The sequence below is a fragment of the Dehalococcoidia bacterium genome (genome assembly GCA_030648205.1).
Taxonomy (GTDB): Bacteria; Chloroflexota; Dehalococcoidia; order JAUSIH01; family JAUSIH01; genus JAUSIH01.
Map to the genome: position 1 here is coordinate 1 of JAUSIH010000054.1, position 18704 is coordinate 18704.

At 63.4% G+C, this 18704-nt stretch carries 18 protein-coding genes; 10 read left to right on the forward strand and 8 right to left on the reverse strand.

Annotation, left to right across the window (positions count from 1 at the left end; genetic code table 11):
- Positions 1-214: 214 nt before the first annotated feature.
- The 3 genes from Q7T26_07355 to Q7T26_07365 all read right to left on the reverse strand — a co-directional run bounded on the left by Q7T26_07355 (position 215) and on the right by Q7T26_07365 (position 2646).
- A complete protein-coding gene (locus Q7T26_07355; GenBank protein MDO8531969.1) occupies positions 215-682 on the reverse strand; it encodes a (2Fe-2S)-binding protein in 468 nt (155 codons plus the stop codon).
- 159 nt (positions 683-841) lie between these two features.
- On the reverse strand, positions 842-1723 hold the full coding sequence (locus Q7T26_07360; GenBank protein MDO8531970.1) for a xanthine dehydrogenase family protein subunit M: 882 nt from the start codon (positions 1721-1723) through the stop codon (positions 842-844).
- Positions 1724-1836: 113 nt separating this feature from the next.
- Positions 1837-2646, reverse strand: a complete 810-nt coding sequence (locus Q7T26_07365; GenBank protein MDO8531971.1) for an enoyl-CoA hydratase-related protein — start codon at positions 2644-2646, stop codon at positions 1837-1839.
- A 219-nt stretch (positions 2647-2865) separates the two neighbouring features.
- Here Q7T26_07365 and Q7T26_07370 point away from each other — a divergent pair, with 219 nt between their 5' ends.
- The 3 genes from Q7T26_07370 to Q7T26_07380 are packed head-to-tail and all read left to right on the forward strand — an operon-like array spanning position 2866 to position 5337.
- On the forward strand, positions 2866-3495 hold the full coding sequence (locus Q7T26_07370; GenBank protein ID MDO8531972.1) for a cyclase family protein: 630 nt from the start codon (positions 2866-2868) through the stop codon (positions 3493-3495).
- A gap of 52 nt (positions 3496-3547) precedes the next feature.
- Positions 3548-4423: a hypothetical protein gene (locus tag Q7T26_07375; protein MDO8531973.1), complete on the forward strand. Its 876-nt coding sequence runs from the start codon at positions 3548-3550 to the stop codon at positions 4421-4423.
- Between the two features lie 20 nt (positions 4424-4443).
- On the forward strand, positions 4444-5337 hold the full coding sequence (locus Q7T26_07380) for a dihydrodipicolinate synthase family protein (protein ID MDO8531974.1): 894 nt from the start codon (positions 4444-4446) through the stop codon (positions 5335-5337).
- A gap of 174 nt (positions 5338-5511) precedes the next feature.
- Here the strand turns inward: Q7T26_07380 and Q7T26_07385 are convergent, their stop codons facing one another.
- On the reverse strand, positions 5512-6333 hold the full coding sequence (locus Q7T26_07385) for a DUF3800 domain-containing protein (GenBank protein ID MDO8531975.1): 822 nt from the start codon (positions 6331-6333) through the stop codon (positions 5512-5514).
- Between the two features lie 220 nt (positions 6334-6553).
- Here Q7T26_07385 and fabF point away from each other — a divergent pair, with 220 nt between their 5' ends.
- Entirely contained in the window at positions 6554-7795 is a 1242-nt protein-coding gene (gene fabF, locus Q7T26_07390) for a beta-ketoacyl-ACP synthase II (protein ID MDO8531976.1), read from the forward strand.
- Positions 7796-7879: 84 nt separating this feature from the next.
- On the opposite strand, the gene Q7T26_07395 is transcribed toward fabF, so the two are convergent.
- Both Q7T26_07395 and Q7T26_07400 read right to left on the reverse strand, forming a co-directional pair.
- Complete coding sequence (locus Q7T26_07395) at positions 7880-8887, reverse strand: LLM class flavin-dependent oxidoreductase (GenBank protein MDO8531977.1); 1008 nt, start codon at positions 8885-8887, stop codon at positions 7880-7882.
- 150 nt (positions 8888-9037) lie between these two features.
- Entirely contained in the window at positions 9038-10447 is a 1410-nt protein-coding gene (locus Q7T26_07400; GenBank protein ID MDO8531978.1) for an MmgE/PrpD family protein, read from the reverse strand.
- 204 nt (positions 10448-10651) lie between these two features.
- On the opposite strand from Q7T26_07400, the gene Q7T26_07405 reads away from it, so the two are divergent.
- The 3 genes from Q7T26_07405 (at position 10652) to Q7T26_07415 (ending at position 12749) form a co-directional block, all read left to right on the forward strand.
- Positions 10652-11488: an MBL fold metallo-hydrolase gene (locus Q7T26_07405; protein ID MDO8531979.1), complete on the forward strand. Its 837-nt coding sequence runs from the start codon at positions 10652-10654 to the stop codon at positions 11486-11488.
- A gap of 17 nt (positions 11489-11505) precedes the next feature.
- On the forward strand, positions 11506-11871 hold the full coding sequence (locus tag Q7T26_07410; GenBank protein ID MDO8531980.1) for a metallopeptidase family protein: 366 nt from the start codon (positions 11506-11508) through the stop codon (positions 11869-11871).
- A 503-nt stretch (positions 11872-12374) separates the two neighbouring features.
- Positions 12375-12749, forward strand: coding sequence for an ABC transporter substrate-binding protein (locus tag Q7T26_07415; protein MDO8531981.1), 375 nt, complete (start codon positions 12375-12377; stop codon positions 12747-12749).
- A gap of 421 nt (positions 12750-13170) precedes the next feature.
- Here the strand turns inward: Q7T26_07415 and Q7T26_07420 are convergent, their stop codons facing one another.
- Entirely contained in the window at positions 13171-13476 is a 306-nt protein-coding gene (locus Q7T26_07420; GenBank protein MDO8531982.1) for a hypothetical protein, read from the reverse strand.
- Between the two features lie 78 nt (positions 13477-13554).
- Positions 13555-14682 carry a hypothetical protein gene (locus tag Q7T26_07425; GenBank protein ID MDO8531983.1) on the reverse strand — a complete coding sequence of 376 codons (1128 nt, stop codon included), beginning with the start codon at positions 14680-14682 and terminating at the stop codon, positions 13555-13557.
- 242 nt (positions 14683-14924) lie between these two features.
- Between Q7T26_07425 and Q7T26_07430 the strand changes: the two genes are divergently transcribed.
- The 3 genes from Q7T26_07430 (at position 14925) to Q7T26_07440 (ending at position 18572) form a co-directional block, all read left to right on the forward strand.
- Complete coding sequence (locus Q7T26_07430) at positions 14925-16634, forward strand: ABC transporter substrate-binding protein (GenBank protein ID MDO8531984.1); 1710 nt, start codon at positions 14925-14927, stop codon at positions 16632-16634.
- 74 nt (positions 16635-16708) lie between these two features.
- Positions 16709-17668: an ABC transporter permease gene (locus Q7T26_07435; GenBank protein ID MDO8531985.1), complete on the forward strand. Its 960-nt coding sequence runs from the start codon at positions 16709-16711 to the stop codon at positions 17666-17668.
- 13 nt (positions 17669-17681) lie between these two features.
- The gene (locus tag Q7T26_07440) at positions 17682-18572 is read left to right on the forward strand and encodes an ABC transporter permease (protein ID MDO8531986.1); all 891 of its coding nucleotides are present in this window, start codon (positions 17682-17684) and stop codon (positions 18570-18572) included.
- The last annotated feature ends 132 nt before the right edge of the window (positions 18573-18704 follow it).

The following is an 18704-nucleotide window of genomic DNA, read 5'->3' on the forward strand; positions in this document are numbered from 1 at the left end:
AGCCGCGGGCGCAGGGCGCGACGCCGTCGGCGCGGGCGCGGCGGGGGCTGGCTGCGCCGCCGGGGAGCACGATGCCAACACAAGGACTAACACGAGGGCCAGGGGCGCCAGAATCCGCACAGGTGAACGCATGAGTCCCTCCTTTTTGCCTGTGTGACGTCTCCACATGAGACGCCATCGCATGGGGCGGGCCGTCTCAATCTTCGCGATGCCGTTATCCGGCGGTGCGCTGGCCGCGGCCTTGCGCGGCGGCGTCCATGACGGCGCGCACGATCTTGTCGTAGCCGGTGCAGCGGCAGAGGTTCCCCGCGATGGCGAGCCGCACCTCGTGCTCGGTGGGGTTGGGGTTCCGGTCGAGGAGCGCCTTGGCGGACACCAGGAAGCCCGGTGTGCAGAAGCCGCACTGGAGCGAGCCGTGTTCCATGAAGCTCTGCTGGACCGGATGCAGCCTGCCGTCCTTGGCAAGCCCTTCCACGGTGGTCACCTTGTGGCCGTCCGCCTCCAGGGCGAAGACCAGGCACGAGTCCACGGGCTTGTCGTCGAGCAGGACGGTGCATGAGCCGCAGTTGCCGTTGCCGCAGCCCTCCTTGGTCCCGTAGAGGCTCAGTCCCTCGCGCAGGGCGTCCAAAAGCGTCTGCCGCGAGTCCACCAGGAGCTCGTAACGCTCGCCGTTCACCGTCATTGAAATGGGCTTCTTCACGACCTTACCCCCTGTCCCCCTCTCCTCACAAGGAGGGGGGATGAACACTTCTGGGAGACACCCCTATAACCCGGCAGGGGGCTTCACCCCCTGCATCTCCGTGTTGCAAGGCATACGTCAGTGGTGTCATCGTTTGCACACCTAAGACTCACCCGTCACGCCAAGCTGCTTCAGGCAAGCGTACAACGTCCGCTGGGTGAGCACGTTGACCAGGTGGCGACGGTAGTCCGCCGAGCCGCGCACATCACTGATGGGCTTGCATGCGGCGGCGGCCAGCGCGCCCGCTTCTCGGATGGCCTCGGCGTCAAGCGGACGCCCGCGCAGGCGCTCTTCCGCCTCGTGCGCGCGCAGAGGCACGGGCGCCACGGACGCCAGGGCGATGCGCGCATCTTTGCACACGCCCTTCGCGCCCAGCACGACGACGCTGCCGACGCCCGCCACGGCTATGTCCATCTCGTTCCGCGGAATGAAGCGCAGGTAGTTGCCCGCGCTGCGTGCCGGAGGAGGCGGCACGATGATCTCCACCAGAAGCTCGCCAGGGGCAAGCGCCGTCTTGCCCGGCCCGACGAAAAACTCAGTCAGGGGAAGCTGGCGACGCCCCCGCGGCCCCGCGACGACCGCCGTCGCGTTGAGCGCCAGGAACGCCGGTGCGGTGTCGGCGGAGGGCGCCCCGTTGCACAGGTTTCCGCCGACGCTTGCCCTGTTCTGTATTTGCAGCGAGCCGACCAGGCTGCACGCGTCCACGATGATGGGGTATTTCTCCCTGACGACCGGGTGCTCGTAGATGGTGCTGCAGGGCACTCCCGCGCCCAGGCGCAGCCCGCGGCGTTCCACGTAGTCCAGCCGCATCAGGTCGGGGATGCGCTTGATGTCCACAATCAGGGATGGGCTGCGGCGTCCCTCCTTCATTTGGGCGATGAGGTCGGTGCCCCCGGCCAGGCAACGGGCGTCGCCGTTGGCGCGCGCCAGCAGGGCGACGGCCTCCTTCACTGTGCGGGGCGCTGCGTATTCGAATTCGCGCACGGGCAAAGCTCCTTCCCGTTCACTCAGGATAGGGCGATGTTTTCGACAATCCGGCCCTCGTCGCCGCTGTTGGCGGTGGGTATGACGGGCATGTACGTCGCGCCGTGCAAGAGCTATCGCCCCTTGAACACGGGCTGCCGTTTCTCACGCCACGCGGCGTGCGCCTCCTTGTTGTCCTCGGTCATCTCCAGCAAAAGGAAGCGGTAGACGTCGGCGACAGCGGCGTCGTTGATGTTCGGGATGTCCAGGCCGCGACTGACCGATTCCTTGGTCAGCCTGACGGCCAGCGGCGGCAGATTCGCCAGCTTTTCCGCGGTCTTGCGCGTAAGGGGCATGAGTTCAGCCAGCGGCACCACTTTGTTGAAGAGACCCAGTCGGTAGCCGTCCTCCGCCGTGATGCGCTCGCCGAGCAGCGCCATCTCCATCGCCTTGCCCTTGCCCACGAAGCGCGCCATGCGCGGCGCGCCGGCGTACGCGGGCATGATGCCAAGCGCGACCTGCGGCATGCCCATCTCCGCGCCCTCGGCGGCGTAGAGAATGTCGCAGCAGAGACATATCTGACAGCCGATGCCGATGGCATAGCCGTTGACCGCGGCGACGACCGGCTTGGAGAACTCGTGCACGGAGTCGAACGCGCGGCGCGTGACCTTGTGCGCGCGGTCCAGCCCGCCGCCGATGGTCTTGACGATGTGAGCATTCGGGTCCTTAAGGTCCGCGCCTGCGGAGAACGCCTTGCCCTCCTGATTGCCCGTCAGAATGGCGACGCGCACATTCTCGTCGTCGTCCATGAGCGTGAACACGTCCGCGATCTCGCGGCTCGTGGTGTCGCTCCAGGCGTTGCGGCGTTCGGGGTTGTTGATGGTGATGGTGGCGACGCTGTTCTCGATGCCGAAGAGGATGGTCTTGTACGCGGGATAGTCCATGTAGGAACCCTCCTGTCTCTTGTTCCCGCCGTGGGCGGCGGACGTGTGGTACGCCATTGCGGTGCAATTGGAGGGGCAGCGACCGCGTGCTATTATAGTCGTGGTTGCTATGCGCGTCAACGCGCGTCCGTGAGCGCAGCCGCTCGTGGTGAACTTGTCGAACCATGAGCGGCGGCTTTCTGCAGATACGCTTGTGAAAGGCTTGGGAGGCTCCTCCTCATGCAAATCTTCGACATCAGCGTTCCCATCCATCCGTCCATGCACGTGTACCCCGGCGACGCCCCAGTTGACGTAACGCAGACGGCGTCCATCGTTAAGGGCGGCTATTTCAACACCTCGCGCCTCGCCTTCACGGCGCACTGCGGGACGCACGTGGACGCGCCGCGCCACGTCACCACCAGCGGAATCGCCGTGGACGAGCTGCCGCTGGACGTGTTCATGGGCAAGGCGCTTGTGGTCGGCCTGCCGGACGAGCCGCTCATCACGACCGCGAGCCTGGGGCGGGCGCGCATCCCGGAAGGGACGGAGCGGCTGCTGTTGAAGACGCGCAACTCAGGACTCTGGCGTCGCGAGGGGTTCCAGAAGGACTTTGCCTACCTGACGGAGGAGGCGGCGCAGTACCTGGTGGCGCGGCGGGTGCGGCTGGTCGGCGTTGACTACCTGTCGGTGGAGGGGTTCGGCGTGACGCCGCCGCGGACGCACTGGGCGCTGCTGCGGCATGGCGTCGTGGTGATTGAAGGGCTGGACCTGAGCGGCGTGGAGCCGGGCGAGTACACGCTGGCCTGTCTGCCGCTGCGGGTGCGCGGCGCGGACGGCGCTCCGGCGCGCGCCGTGCTGATAAGGGAGTAATTAAAAGATAACTTGTCACTCGTATTGCACTCGTATAACGCAGGAGGTTCAGATGACAACTCAACGGTTTAAGCAATACCTCCACCGCACGTGGCTCCCTGGTGAGTTTAGCGGTGGGCTTCGGTCGCTTATAAATGCTTTTGCAGACAAGTCAAAAAGCGTCAGTATTAAATGGGACCGAAGATTATCAGGTGGTTTCAGTGAGCAAAAGGAGGTGTCAATATCTGATATTGGCTCTGTCGAGACATTGAAAAATGGTTCTTCTATTGCCGTGCATTTTACTACCTTAAATGGCGAAGGGGTATACATGAGTCTGCAAGACTGGGGAGATTCTATTCTCGCGATATACAGCGGAGATTCTGCTGAAACACTTTTGAGTCTATGCACTCAGGCAGAGAAAGAGCTAGGCTTTACTGAGTATGTAGCTTCAGAGAATGTGAGAGAGCCGCCTGCTAGTGATACCAACAGCAGAGGTACCTCTCGGCTACGGTGTTTTTTGTCTTATCGTTTCTATATTCGCTCTGAGCAAGCATCAGTGCAGATTCAGAAATTCTTGGCTTTATTGGGGGTCGAGGTTGTAACAGGGACTGGGTATGAGCCACGATCTATTAGTGATAAAGTCAAGGAAAGATTGTCAAAAGAGAAGCCGGACTTCCTAGTATACTTGCTAACCGCAGATGGTGAATCTGCATGGATTCGTGACGAAATGGCGGGCGCGAAGGCTCTTGGCGTTCCAATTGTGCCCGTTGTCGAGGAAAATACAACTCTGCAGACAGGTATTTTAGGTGACTCGGAATATATCACGTTCACGCAGGGCCACATAGGGGATAGTTTTCTGAAGTTGCTGGAGGCCGTGAATTACGTCCGTCGCACAAGGAATTATCCAAAAGATAGTGCAAGTAATACAAGTGAAGAGGGTGCGAAGTAAGGTGTTGATAGGAGGGTTCTATGTCTGACCTGAAAGGCGTCCTCGTCGCCACGCTCACACCCTTCACCCCGGGGGGCCGCGAGATTGACCTCGACTGGGTCCCGCGACATCTGGCGTACCTCAGCGCCCGCGGCGCGGACGCCGTCGTGCCGTGCGGCACCAACGGAGAAGGCCCCTCGCTGAACGTCGCCGAGCACAAGGCGCTGATTGACACCGTGCTGGCGCACAAGGGTACGCTGGGCGTCGTCGCGGGCACGGGCTTCGCGTCGCTCACCGACACCATTGAGGTGTCACGCTACGCCACGGAGCGCGGCGCGGACGGCGTGTTGATCGTCCCGCCGTTCTACTTCAAGAGCCTGTCGCTGCGTGGCCTCTTTGAGTACTACGCCACGGTCATTCGCGCCCTGCCGCCAGAGGTGCGAGTGCTCCTCTACAACATCCCCAAGTACTCCGGCGTCGAGATAACCGACGCGCTGGTGGACGGCCTGCTGCAGGCGTTCCCCCGGCAGCTCTACGGCATCAAGGACACTTCGGGAAGGCCGGAGCAGTCGGCCCACTACATCGAGAAGTTCCCCGCGTTGCGCATCTACTCCGGCGGCGACGACCTCGTTCTCTCCGCGCTGCGGTTCGGCGCGGCGGGCGCGGTGACGGGCGTGGGGAACGTCGTGCCCCACATGGTCAAGGCGGTGCAGCAGGCATACGCCACCGGCGGCGACGCCGAGCGGGCGCAGAAGCGGTTGAGCCAGGTGAAGGACATATTCCGGCGCTACCCGGAGTATGCCGCCCTGAAGCTCGCCGTCTCCCTGGCGACGGGCCTGCCGCGCGTCGGCGTGCGCCCGCCCATCGAGGAGCTGACGCCGGAGCAGGGAGCGGCGCTGGAGAAGGAGCTGCGCCCCGTTCTGAGCGAGGGGTAGCGTAATGGGTCAATTTGCGGGACTCGCGGGTAGTCGGATTGTCCAGCCGCTGGTGATGGGATGGGGAGGCGAATTAAGTTTCCCGAGGGGGGATTGACAATCAATAGCTATTGTGTTCCAATTTAGGGTGAAGAGCCAGATGTGATTCCCGGGCGGAGTCACTCCTGGCTCTTATTATGTGGCGGGTGTTGTGGGGGGAGTCGTTGGCGCTTGTTCCTCTACCTGACCAGCCCCGTCGAATACGTGGTGCATCCGCTCCGACATGAAGTATATCCCGTACCATGGTTGAGTTCCTGTCGGCGGTGTTAAGTCAACAGTCTTCTGCTCAACGATCTTGTAATACCTGGCGATGGCAGATAGAAATGAATCACCCCTAGGGATGGATCTGTTCAAATTGTTCTCCTGGTAAATCCGCACCACTCCAGCAATCATGTCGGCAACTTGGATGCCAGGGGTATATCTTGAATCAACAAAAAAAGGACTTTCGGCCAGGTGAGTAAGGGATTGGCCCTGACGAGATTTGAAAAGCCAATTACTGAATCGTTCCGCGAGTTGGTTATACTGACTTCCGTTCCCATCAAACATTATCGCGCCAAGCTCTGTTGGCGATTCAGTTTCCACGAAGCGGTTAACACGCTGGAGAATGTTACGGAATGGCATTGGCAAGACATCTTTGTCTGTGGGTGGAGGCGTTAAGGGCCTTTCCATCACGACAGCGAAAAGGGTGAGATGCGCATTCCTCACCATTTCGAAGAAAGCTTCAACGAACTCTCTTTTGTCAGGCCGTCTTCGAAACGTTGCTCTCGTTACCAAGTCCTTCGCTTTCATTTCGATCTCAAACTGTTCTTTGCCTAGGAGACTGCTCTTAAGGCGAAAGATCTGGGTGTTAAGGTTCTTTAGCTCACTTGCCTCAAAGCAAGCAGCCGCAAGCACAGGCCGCGAACTGGAGTCGTTCGGATGGGGGTGTCCACTTTCGTCGATGAATGCGAATATCATGGGATGGATTATAGACGCACATCCATCACGGCACAACGTTTTGAATTGACGCCCTCAAATAATCCACGACTTCAAATTGACCCACTACTAGCGATAGCCGCTCCTTGCCGAAAAGGGCGAGCGTCAGCTATAATATCGAATGACGCGCAGGCGGATTCAGACGGACCGCGAGCCTGACCCATCGGCCAGGGCGGCGTAGCAAGGCGGAGCGACGAGAGCGATGGAACGGGTAGTTGTAACCGGTATAGGCATTGTCTCCCCGGTGGGCCTCGATACGGAGTCGAGCTGGAAAAGCCTCACGGAAGGCCGCTCCGGCGCCGGCCCCATCACCGCCTTTGACGCGACGCAGTTCGAGACGCGCATTGCGGCGGAGGTCAAGGGCTTCGACCCTCTGAAGTACGTTGACCGGAAGGAAGCCCGGCGCATGGACCGGCTCGACCAGTTGGCCGTCGCGGCGGCGAAGGAGGCCCTGGACAACGCCAACCTGAAGATAACGCCGGAGATCGCCACCGACGTCGGTGTCACGGTCAGTTCCGGCATCGGCGGCATCACGACGCTGGGCGAGGGCTTCAAGACGCTCTTCGAGAAAGGCCCGTCGCGGGTCAGCCCCTTCCTGATTCCCATGTTGATTGTGGACATGGTAGGTGGCTATATCTCCATCCTGTACGGCGCCAAGGGGCCGAACTTCGCCATGGTCTCCGCCTGCTCCAGCAGCGCGGACGCCCTGGGTGAGGCCGCGGAGATCATCCGGCGCGGCGACGCCCGTGCGATGATTGCGGGAGGCGCTGAGGCGGCCATCGTGCCCATAGGCGTTTCGGGTTTCGGCAACATGGGCGCTCTGTCCCGTCGTAACGACGCGCCGGAGAAGGCGAGCCGCCCCTTCGATAAGGACCGGGACGGCTTCGTGATGGGCGAGGGCGCCGCCATCCTCATCCTGGAGAGCGAGACGTTCGCGCAGGCGCGGGGCGCACGCATCCTGACCGAGCTGGCCGGCTACGGCGCCACCGCCGACGCGTTCCACATCACCGCGCCCGCTGACCGGGGCGAAGGCGCCACGCGGGCGATGCGTATCGCGCTACGCAAGGCGGGGCTTCAGGCCACGGACGTCCAGTACATCAACGCCCACGGGACATCCACGCCTCTGAACGACAAGCTGGAGACGCAGGCCATCAAGGACTTCTTCGGGGAGCACGCCTACAAGGTGGCCGTCAGTTCCACCAAGTCCATGTCCGGCCACATGCTGGGCGCGGCGGGAGCGTTTGAGGCGGCCGTCTGCGTTCTGTCCATTCAGCACGGGATCATCCCGCCCACCATCAACTATGAGACGCCGGACCCCGAGTGCGACCTGGACTACGTCCCGAACGTCGCTCGCCGAACGCCGGTAAGGGTGGCGATGACCAACTCCCTGGGCTTCGGCGGCCACAACACAAGCCTTGTCTTCCGCGAGTGGCGGAGCCGGTAGTTCCGCTTCCTGAACAACCCTCTTTCAGGGCACGTCCACCCCTGTCCTGGTTGCTTAAGCTCGGCATACCGGTTTTTGTATCCGTTACGCGGGCAACTGCGGCGCTATTTTCGCGGCGAGCGTGTTCATGAACGTGTCCTTGTCCGCCATGTGCACGCCGAGCCACAGGTTCTTCGCCCCAGCCGCGTGAATCCGGCGCAACTGCTCCACGCACTCGTCCGGAGTGCCGCCCACCAGAAAGCGGTCCGCCATGTACTTCAGCAGGCCAAGCTCCTCCAGCAGCACGCCGTTCGGCTTGTTCGCGCCCACCTTCACGTGCTCATGAAAAACGTAGTTCTCCTGCAGCTTCCGCACGGCGGGCAGCAACTCCGGCGGCAGCCGCTTGCCCTCCGGCGAGAAGCGGAACGAGTGGTTCGCCGTGGCCGCGAGGCTATTCTTCATCTCCTGCGTCGCTGCCTTGCGGCTCGTGGACGGATTCATCTTGCACAGCCACCAGATGTCCATGTCCTCCACGCGGCGGCCTGACTCCTTCGCGCCCGCGTCTATATGCTCCAGCGTGTCGTGGATCACCTCCGGCAGCAGCCCCGTGCCGACGATTACGCCGTCCCCGTGGCGTCCGGCGTAGCGCAGCGTCTTCGGCCCGCCCGCTGCTATATAGACGGGGATGCGCCGCTTCGCCCACGTCAGCCGGATGGTCTTGCCGTGGTACAGCGTCAGCCCGCTGTCCCACAGCTCGCGCAGCGCGCGGATGTAGTGGTCAAGCTCCTCGATGGACGTTGGCTTCAGGCCCAGGTTGTACACCGCGCTGTCGCCCGTGCCGATGCCGATGACTGTCCGGCCCGGCGCAAGCTCCTCAATGCTGCTGACGGCGCTGGCGGTAACCGCGGGATGGCGCGTGACCGGATTCGTGACCCACGGGCCTATGATCGCGCGCTTCGTGTTGAGCGCCGCGAGCGTCAGGCACACGTACAACTCGCGGTACGCCGTCTGTGAGTCGCCCACCACCACGTCAAAGCCGAGCGAATCGGCCAGCCTGACGTGCCTGACGAACTCGGAAAGGTCTTCCGCCACCAGCGTCATGCGGAATTTCATCTCTCTACCCCTGCTCCGGAAATACGATGCGGCGCGAACTACTCCTGCTCTCGCCAAACATCGGAATGAAGCAGCCGTGCGGGCCGACGCGACGGCGGACGGGTCTATTCCCCTCGGCAACGGAGACGGAGAGAGAGTCAGGGCGTGGGGTTAACCACTCCTCAGCAGCGCCGTCACCTCGCGCACGTCCGGCACGTCCTCCAGCCGCGCCAGCATCCCGATGGCGCGCTCAACGCGCTCGCCCGGCAGCGGCGACTGGGCATGGCGCGCGCACCGGCGAAACTTGTCGCCAAGCTCCACCAGCGTCAGCGGCTCGCCCGGATGGCCGCGCACGCGTTCGACGACCACGCGGTGCGTCGCCCCGCCGCGCATCGTGACCTCCACGACGACGGGCGTCAGGATGAGGCCGGGCCTGTCCAGCGACGGGTCCATCACGCACTCCACGCGCCGCGCCAGCGCCAGGACGCGGGGGTCGCGCATGGTCTTCTCGTTCATCTCGTCCAGGAACACGTCGCCGAGCACGGCGGCGGTCGCGACGGCGAACGGCGCGCTGAACTGCGCCTCCAGGAACGACGGCGGGGCGCGCTTGACCTCGATGGGATGGCACACGCGCTGGTAGCCGTGCTTGTTGATGCGCACGACGATGCGTTCGATGGCGTCCCACGCGATGCCGTGCTGCTTCGCCAGCCTGCGCATCCCCTCGATGGGCCGGTGCGTGAAGCCGCCGCACGCGTACACCTTCACCGTCGCCTGCGTGTTCAGGTAGCGCTCGCCCAGGCCAGCGGTCAGCCTCTCGACGTCCATCCCGCCGACGCTGTAGTGCCGCGCGAGGCCGTACTCGCCGAGGATGACCTTCGTCGGCCCGGTGACGCCCTGTCGCGCGAGCCACGCGGAGAGGAAGCCCGCCTTCGCCGCCAGCGCGTACTGGAGCTGGTAGACGCTCGCGCCCTCGCGGTGCATCTGCCACGTGCCGGACACCTGCTCCAGCGCGATGCCCAGCGCGCTGACCATGCGCTCTTCGTCGAAGCCGAACACGCGGCCCGCCGCCGCAGCCGCCGCGAACGGCGCGTACACCTCCGGGCACCACGGGCGGTCGCCCGGCTCCGAGCGCAGCGCCGACCGTATGCGGATGCCCGTGTCCGTCGCCAGCGCCACGGCGGCGACGAGCGTCCTGCCGTCGTCCTTCCGCGCTTCGGAAGGACCTCCGGCCTCGGCGGCGGCCAGCGCCGACATGACCGGCGCGATGGCCGGGTGCTCGCCGACTGTCTCGTCCATGTCGTCGAGGTCGGTCACGCGGGCGAGCGCGGCGTTGGCGAAGACGGCGTGCGGCGCGGGGAGCCTGTCCGCGTAGCCGAGCAGGGAGCACTCCGGGGCGCCGCCCCACGCGCGCGCGATGTCCGCGGCGGTCCGGCCGAGCGGCATGCCGCCGCCAGCAAGCGCCGTGCCGAGCGTGTCCATGATGGAGCGCCGGGCGGCCTCCCGCGCGGCGCGCGGGATGACGTCGTACCGCGTCGCGGCCACGTGCCGCGCGAGGGCGAAGATCGGATCGGCGTCAGGCATGGGGCGCCTCCTGCGACGAGGTTGAGGCAGAGTATAGCCGCGAACGGCCATGTCCGCCAGTGGCGTACCGGCGGTCGCTCCGAGGCCGAAGTGTGCCCCGCTTATCGCCTGCCGCGTGTTGTGGCGGTATACTGTTGAAGGTGCTCATCCAGCCTGGGCCTGTCGAAGGATGATCAGCTACACGGTAGGTTATAGGTCTTAGCCATGCGGTACGGCGACCTCACGGTGGACATACTCAGCGACGGCCTCGTCCGGTTTGACGGCGGGGCCATGTTCGGCGTGGTGCCCAGGGCGCTGTGGGCGCCGCGCTGCCGCCCCGACAGGAAGAACCGCATCCGCATGGGGCTGAACTGCCTGCTCATCCGGACGGGCGACAAGACCATCCTGGTGGACAACGGCATCGGCTCCAAGGAGCCGCCCAAGATAAAAAAGAACTTCGGCCTGCGCGCGGGCAGGCTGCTGCGGGACATGAAGGCCCACGGCGTGCGCCCGGACGAGATTGATCTTGTCGTGCTCACCCACCTGCACTGGGACCACTGCGGCGGCAGCACACGCATGACGCACTCCGGCCAGGTTGTCCCCACCTTCCCGCGGGCCAAGTACCTGGTGCAGCGCGCAAGCTGGGACGCGGCCCACCCTCCAGACGAGCGCAGCGCCGCCGGCTACCACCCGGACGACTTCGAGCCGCTGTTCTCGCGTGGTGTGCTGGAGCTGCTGGACGGCGACGCGGAGGTGTACAGGGGCGTCACGGCGAAGCTGACGGGCGGCCACGCACAGGGCCACCAGATTGTTCTGCTGGAGTCCGGCGGGCACAAGCTCATGTACTTGGGCGACTTGGTTCCCACGCATCACCATCTGCCGCTCCCGTGGGTCGCCGCGTTTGACCTGTTCCCGCTCGACAGCATGCGGTGGAAGCAGCGGCTTCTGGAGCAGGCGGAGCGGGAAGGGTGGGTCATCGTCTTTGAGCACGGGCATGACGTGCGCGCGGGCGTGCTGGAGCGCGTAGGCGGGCGGCTTCAGACGCGTCCCGTCGAGTTGTAGCGGCAAGGCTGACGCGGATGGACCGGCGGAGGTTTGAGCGATTGGTCGAACGGGCGCTGGGGCGTCTCCCTGCGCGGTTCCGCGACAGCCTCCGCAACGTAGCCGTCGTGGTGGAAGACTGGCCGCGTCCGGAGCACCTGGACGAGGCGGGCGCGGAGGACAAACGCGACCTGCTGGGCCTGTACATGGGCGTACCGCTCACCGAGCGCTTCGACTACAACATGGCGCTCCCCGACCGCATTCTTATCTTCCAGAAGCCCATCGAGGCCGCTTGCGCCTCGGACGACGAGGTCGTGGAGGAGGTGCGCATCACCGTTCTCCACGAGGTCGCACATCACTTCGGCATGGACGACGCGGAGTTGGAGCGGCTGGGCCTGGACTAGAGCAAGGCGTCATGGCACTTGACAGTCTTGCGGTAGGCTCCTACAATCGCCTCCGAGCAGTGGTAAGATACGAAACGCTATCGGCAGTTTCGGAATATCCAGTGCCGAGAAGCGAGCGGAGGAGATAGATGTCCCTTACTCAAGGTCCACTAGGGCAGGTCATAGCCAGGGGAATGGTCCTATTTGCTGGCTTTTCGTTAGTCGTTGGGGGCTGTGCTCCCAGCACATCGCCGCAGCCAAGCGCGCCAGCGTCCGCACCTGCCACACCCGTCGCGTCTCCGGCGCCGCGTCCGAGCGTGGTCCCTACGGCGCCAAACCCGGCGGCGAACGCGCCCGCAGCGACCCCGACTCCTGCTCGCACTGCCGTTCCTTCCACCCCGGCGGCCATTCAACCCAAGCGCGGAGGTACACTGCATCTTATCGCCGCTTCTAACCCCGCTCACTGGGACCCTCATCGGGAGCAGGGCGTCAGCAATTTGTGGGCCTATCTTGGAGAGTTCCTGGTGGATTTCAATCCAAAGGATGGCTCACCCGAGCCTGGCTTGGCGGAAAGCTGGGAGTTCCCCAACGACACGACGCTTATCCTACGTATTCGTAAGGGCGTGAACTTTCATAACCTGCCTCCGGTCAGCGGGCGTGAGTTCACGGCCGCTGATGCCGTTTGGAACTTGGAGCGCCTGCGGAGGCCCGGGGCGACTTATATCTGGAAAGGTAACCTGGAGAAGATCGACAAAATCGAGGCGACGGATCGATATACCGTCAAAATCACGCTGAAGAACCCCTTCGGCCCAGTGCTTTTCTATCTGCGTGGAAACTACAGCGCTGCTCAGGTGATGCTGGACAAGGAAGTGGAAGACCCTGTCTATCCTCAGGTATAGCTATCCCAGTGTGGAAGCATGGACGGACCGGCTACCCAGGACGGCCTTTGGAACAGAGCACACACTCTCGTAGTTCAACGCTACGAGAGTAGCAAGCTTCACATACACGAAAGAGCCTCGGCGGCACAGACTTGCAGAGGCTCTCCTTGCGCTACTTCTAAGGGGAGGCAGGCTGGGCGAGTGGCTTTGTCAGGCCCTCCACCGCTTTCTTATAGGCTTCCTCCGCCTCCCGTTGCAGCTTTTCCCGTGTGTCCCCGGGCCGGGTCTGGGGCGCTATTACCAGCCGGAGGTCAGGCATGCCTAGAACGCGGGCTTGCGCCTTGGATGCAGCCTCGAAAACATCCTGAGAGACCATGACAACGGGGATTCCGCGTCTCTCAAGCTCAACAGCGTCGCGCACGGCGCCGGATGTGCAGCTCCCTCAGACACCAACGCCGACCACCGCCACGTCGCACGAATTGGCGATCTCCTCAATCATGGCCTTGGGCGCGGGGGCGCAGACGTTGGGCTTCACCAGGGACATCGCGTTGGCGAAACGGTGCGCCTCTCCGAGCCGCTGCCGAATGTGATTGAAGACGAGTTCACCGGAATAGCCGCCGTTGAACAGAAACCCGATGGACTTGCCGTTAAGGTCGGCGACGCGGGATGAAATCCGCTGGCCCTGCGTTTCCGGCTGGCCGACCGGGTCCAGCATGACCACCTGTCCAGTCTTGGCTGTTCTCTCCATGAGTCCTCCTTGCCTGACGTCGGACCGCTCCGCTAGCGTCCCTGTAGGGGCCAATGACAGTCTGGAACAACTACCGCGCTACTTCGGCGCTGGACTTTCGATACGTTCGGTCTGGGCTAAGCCGCCCATGTGTCCCCACCCCGGGCAGACCATGCAGAAGCCCGCGGTAGCACCCCATCCACCAGCGACCACAATGTGGATCTCATCGGGACGCTCGAAAATGGGAATCATGGCGGCGTTGTTCTGCTCGGCGATCCACTTGGGCCACAGGCGGCGCCGCATTTCCGGCTCCAGCGCTTCAGTGTTGCGGCGTTTGGGCCACAGGAACTCAGGGTTGCCTTCCACGTCGGACGCCCGAGGCCCCATCTTCAGCACTCCCAGCGGCTTGCGGGCGTTCTCAAAAAGGTACTGCTGAATCGTTTGCCGAGTGAAGCCGCCTCGGGCCAGCACCGAGGCAATGCGAGGCCCTATGCACACGAGAGTCTCACCCGCCAAGTGCGTGTTGTTGCTCCCCAGCGTGGCGATGCAGTCCCCCACGGTCTCTAGCACGGCAAGGGCCGGACCGGGACCCGCCATGACGCTGTGCGGCGCCTCGCAGCCGAACATTGTCACGGCGCTCTCGTCCGCTTTCAGGCCGCGCGCGACGTGAATAGGCTCCCACGGATTGTCCTTCTGGTTCTCCGCAATGCAGTACGCGTATTTGCCGGGGTGACCAAACGTGGCCTTGTCAATCTCCCCAGGATGTCCACCGCCGATATTCCACAGGATGAGTCGCAAAGCACGGCCCACGGTGGCGTTGGCCCGCGAGCCACCGCCAAAGCAGCCGTCGCCGCTGTTGAAGCCCAACCCCTGCGCGAGCGGCCCTGAGACGATGGCGAGGGGCGCCACGCAATGCGTGGTGGCCTGCACGCCGTTCAGATTGAACGTGGGCTGGAGCATCGCTTTCAAGCCTGCGAGCACCACGGGGACATACTCCGGCAGGCATCCGGCCATCACGCAATTGATGAGCACCTTTTCTACTGTGGCAACTCCGTTCTTTGGAGGCACCACGCCGAGGCGCTCCTGGGGGTCCCGTCCCAGATAGCTCAGAAATCGGGCGACCTTGGTTTCGGTTGGAGGCACGATGGGAAGACCGTCGGTCCAACCGCGGCGATATGCCTCCTCCACGGCGTCGTCCACGCCAGCAGCGACAATACGTTCTGCCATTGGACTCATATACGCACCTCGCGACGTTTTTCGGCCCAACATCCCCTCGCGGAGCTAGGCACCGTAACGTCCGGGCTAACACTAACAACCACAGCCTTGACTGTCAAGGCCTGCGAAGTTGACGCGGGGGGTCACGCCGCTCTATAATCGCGACAGCTTGAGTCCATATCCACTGCCGTCGAAAAACGCCGAGGGAGGCCGTTATGTCCTTCGCGAGTCGCTTGGTCCGAGTGGTTTCACCCTTGCTCCTCAGCCTTGTGCTTCTGATCGCTAGCTGCGCTCCCCAGGCGCCTCCCGCCGCGCCCGCGGCGCAGCCCCCGCCCTCCGCGCAGCCTACCGCCGCACCCCAGCCGCAGGCCACCGCGGCCGCGCGGCCCACGCCCACACTCGTGCCAGCCGTCGCGCCGACTCCCACGCCACTATCAGTCGGAGAGAAACCGCGCTCCGGGGGCGTCCTCACCGAGGGCCACTTCGGCGATCCGCCGACCTTCGATATTCAACAGGAGGCCTCCATTCAAACGCTGAACCCCATCGGGCCGGGTTACAACACGCTCATTCAGTACGACCCCCTGGACATCTACAAGATCGGAGGCGACCTGGCGGAAAAATGGGCGGTCAGTCCTGACGGCCTCAAGTATACTTTCAACCTGATCAAGGGCATCAAGTGGCATGATGGCCAGCCCTTCACCTCAGCCGATGTGGTCTTCAGCCTGGACCGCATGCGGAACCCGCCGCCGGGCACCGTATCTCCGCGCGCGGACCAGTTGCAGAACATCTCTCGCACCGAAGCGCCGGATCCCCTGACAGTAGTGATCACCCTCAAGCAGGCCCGCGCTTCATTCATTCCGACCATCGCCAACGGGTGGATGGTCATCATGCCCAAACACGTCATCCAGGCCAAAGGCCACATGAAAAGCGACGTGGTGGGCACAGGCCCCTTTAAGTTCGTCAAGTACACACGCGGCGTCAGCGTGGAATGGACCAGGAACCCCGACTACTTCGTGCCCGGCAGGCCCTACCTGGACGGCGTCAAGTTCTTCATCGTCCAGGACACGGAGACGCGGTACGCCGCGTTCCGCACGCGCCAGGTACTCATGACCGCGCGCGGCACCCAGGGCTTCACCACCTCGGAGCAGCGGCTTCGGGCCGAGCGGGAGATCGGTAACAGAATCCAGGTGTGGGTGTGGCCCAACCTCGGGTCGTCCATCCTCTGGTTCAACGTCCAGCGCAAGCCCTTCGACGATGTGCGCGTGCGCCGCGCCGCGGACATGGTGATGGACCGGCAGGCCACCATTGACGTGCTCGGCCAGGGCACAGGACAAGTCTCGTTCTTGTACCCGTCTGACTCGCCGTTCGCACTGCCCAACTCGGAGGTGAGGAGCTGGTCCGGCTATCGCCAGGGCACCGCTGTCACCAACGACGATATCGCCCAGGCCAAGAAGCTGCTGGCGGACGCCGGTTACCCTAACGGCTTCAAGACCGTCCACATCAACCGCGGTGGCTCCGGCTTCGCGTCTCGGGGAGTGCTCATTAAGGACCAGCTCGCCAAAATCGGCATTGACGTCCAGCTCGACACCCAGGAATTTGGGACGTATCAGGTGAGCCTGAGCAAGAAGGACTACGAGTCAGTGAACTTTGGCCCAACGCCGCTGATCGAGGACCCTGACTCAAAGCTGGACCCGTTCTTCCGAACGGGCGCCTCTCAGAACTACTCGAACTTCAGCGACTCGCAATTGGACAAGCTGCTGGACCAGCAAGGCGCGACGGCGGACCCGGCGCAACGGGCGAAGCTAGTCCAGGACATACAGCGCCGCATCCACGACCAGGCGGCGATTGCTCTCATGTATAACCTGATGGCGCAGATGGGCGCGTGGAAGGAAGTCCGGGGCTACCATCCCGGCGTCGGGCTGACCAATAATCAGAAGCTGGACACCGTCTGGCTGGCCCCGTAGCGACCGCCATTCCGTCGACTGTGATGATACCGCGACTGGGCCACGTTGGCCCCGCCGCGTGATGCGAGACGTCTATGCGGCAGTACCTTCTGCGACGGTTCCTGCTCGCCATTCCAACGCTGTTCCTCGTCTCCGTCACTATCTTCCTGGTATTGCGCGTCATCCCCGGAGATGTGGCGATGATCATCCTGTCGGGGTCGGAGGGATCGAGCGTCGCCAATCCGCAGCAAATGGCAGACCTGCGGCATCGGCTCGGCTTGGACCAAACCCTGCCGCAGCAATACGTCTCGTGGGCAACCGGCATCCTGCGCCTTGACCCCGGGCGCTCCCTGAAAACGGACAGGCCGATTGCGGACGAGATCGCCGGGGCGTTGCCTGTCACTCTCGAGCTGATCGTCTTCTCCACCCTGGTCTCTTTCTGCATCGCGATTCCCCTCGGCGTGCTCTCCGCCATGCACCAGGACACGGAGATGGACTATATCTTCCGCGTAGCGACCGTCGGTGGACTGGCCATGCCCGTCTTCTGGACGGCCACGCTCGTCATCCTGATTCTGACGATGGCCTTCAACTGGATGCCGCCGCTGGGGTTCGTTACGCTCTTCGAAGACCCGTTGAAAAATATCCAGCAGATGGTCTGGCCTGTGCTTGTCCTGGGCTATTACCAGGCCGCCGTGTTGGGACGCATGACGCGCTCGCAAATGCTGGAGGTGCTGCGGCAGGACTATGTGCGGACAGCGCGGGCGAAGGGCTTGCGGGAGATCACACTCATCTATGCGCACGCGCTCAAGAACGCATTGCTACCTATCGTCACGCTCTCCGGCCTGCAATTCGGCGTGCTTATCGGCGGCACCATGCTCCTGGAGATCATCTTCGTGCTGCCGGGTCTTGGCACCACCCTCATCGAGTCTATCCTGAGCCGTGACTATCCCATCGTGCAGACGATCGTGCTGCTCATCGCCGTGCTCCAGGTGTTGGTCAATCTCGCCGTGGACATGACGTATGCATGGCTGGACCCGCGCATCCGGTACACATAAGGGAAAGCACATCATGACTATCAACGTTGATGCCCTGTCGCTCCAAGTGGCGCACCGGCATTCGAGCCTCTTCCAGCAAGCTCTTCGGTTCTGCTGGCGCAAGCCGCTGGGCGCGGCAGGTGCGGCGATTGTCGCGGTCATGATTCTGCTGGCGATGTTCGCGCCGGTTGTCACCCCCTACGGCTCGTACGAGACCAACTATAAGGCTATTCGGGTGCCTCCCAGTCCTGCGCATTTGCTGGGCACCGACGAATTTGGCCGCGACCTTTTCACGCGCATTGTGTGGGGTGCTCGCATCTCTCTCTACGTCAGTGGACTGGCGGTGGGGATGGGCATGACTGTGGGGGCGCTGGTCGGGCTTGCGGGTGCGTTCTGGGGCGGCATCACAGACCTTCTCACTCAACGCCTGCTCGAGGTACTCATGGCTTTCCCCATGCTTGTGATGGCCCTCGCCATCGTAGCGGCGCTGGGGTCATCCATCAACAACGTGGTGGTCGCACTGACGGTGGTCCTTATCCCGCAGGGGGCACGCGTCGTCCGTTCGGCGGCACTGTCCATACGTGAAGCCGACTACGTGCAGGCGTCTCGTGCGATTGGCGCGGGCGACCTGCGCATCCTCTTCAGACATGTGCTGCCCAATTGCGTGGCGCCGTACATCATCGTGCTCACAGCGGGTCTGGGATGGGCGATCCTGGTGGAGGCCAGCCTCAGCTTCCTGGGACTAGGCGTTCCCCAGCCTGAGCCATCGTGGGGCGGCATGCTTTCAGGAGCGGGGCGGCAGTACATCGTAACCGCGCCGTGGATGGCCGTCTTCCCGGGTCTGGCTATCACCCTGGCTGTCTTCGGCTTCAACTTCTTCGGCGACGCACTCCGGGACGCTCTGGACCCACGCCTGCAACTGTAATAGCCCATCAAGCGACGACGGTCTGGGGCCTCCCCTTCGCGTCCTTTGATGGGTACGCCAGAGATGTGCTTGCGCGGCCAGCCGTCTTGCCCAATCGCTGACACCAGGCAATGCGATTTCGGACGGCGGAGT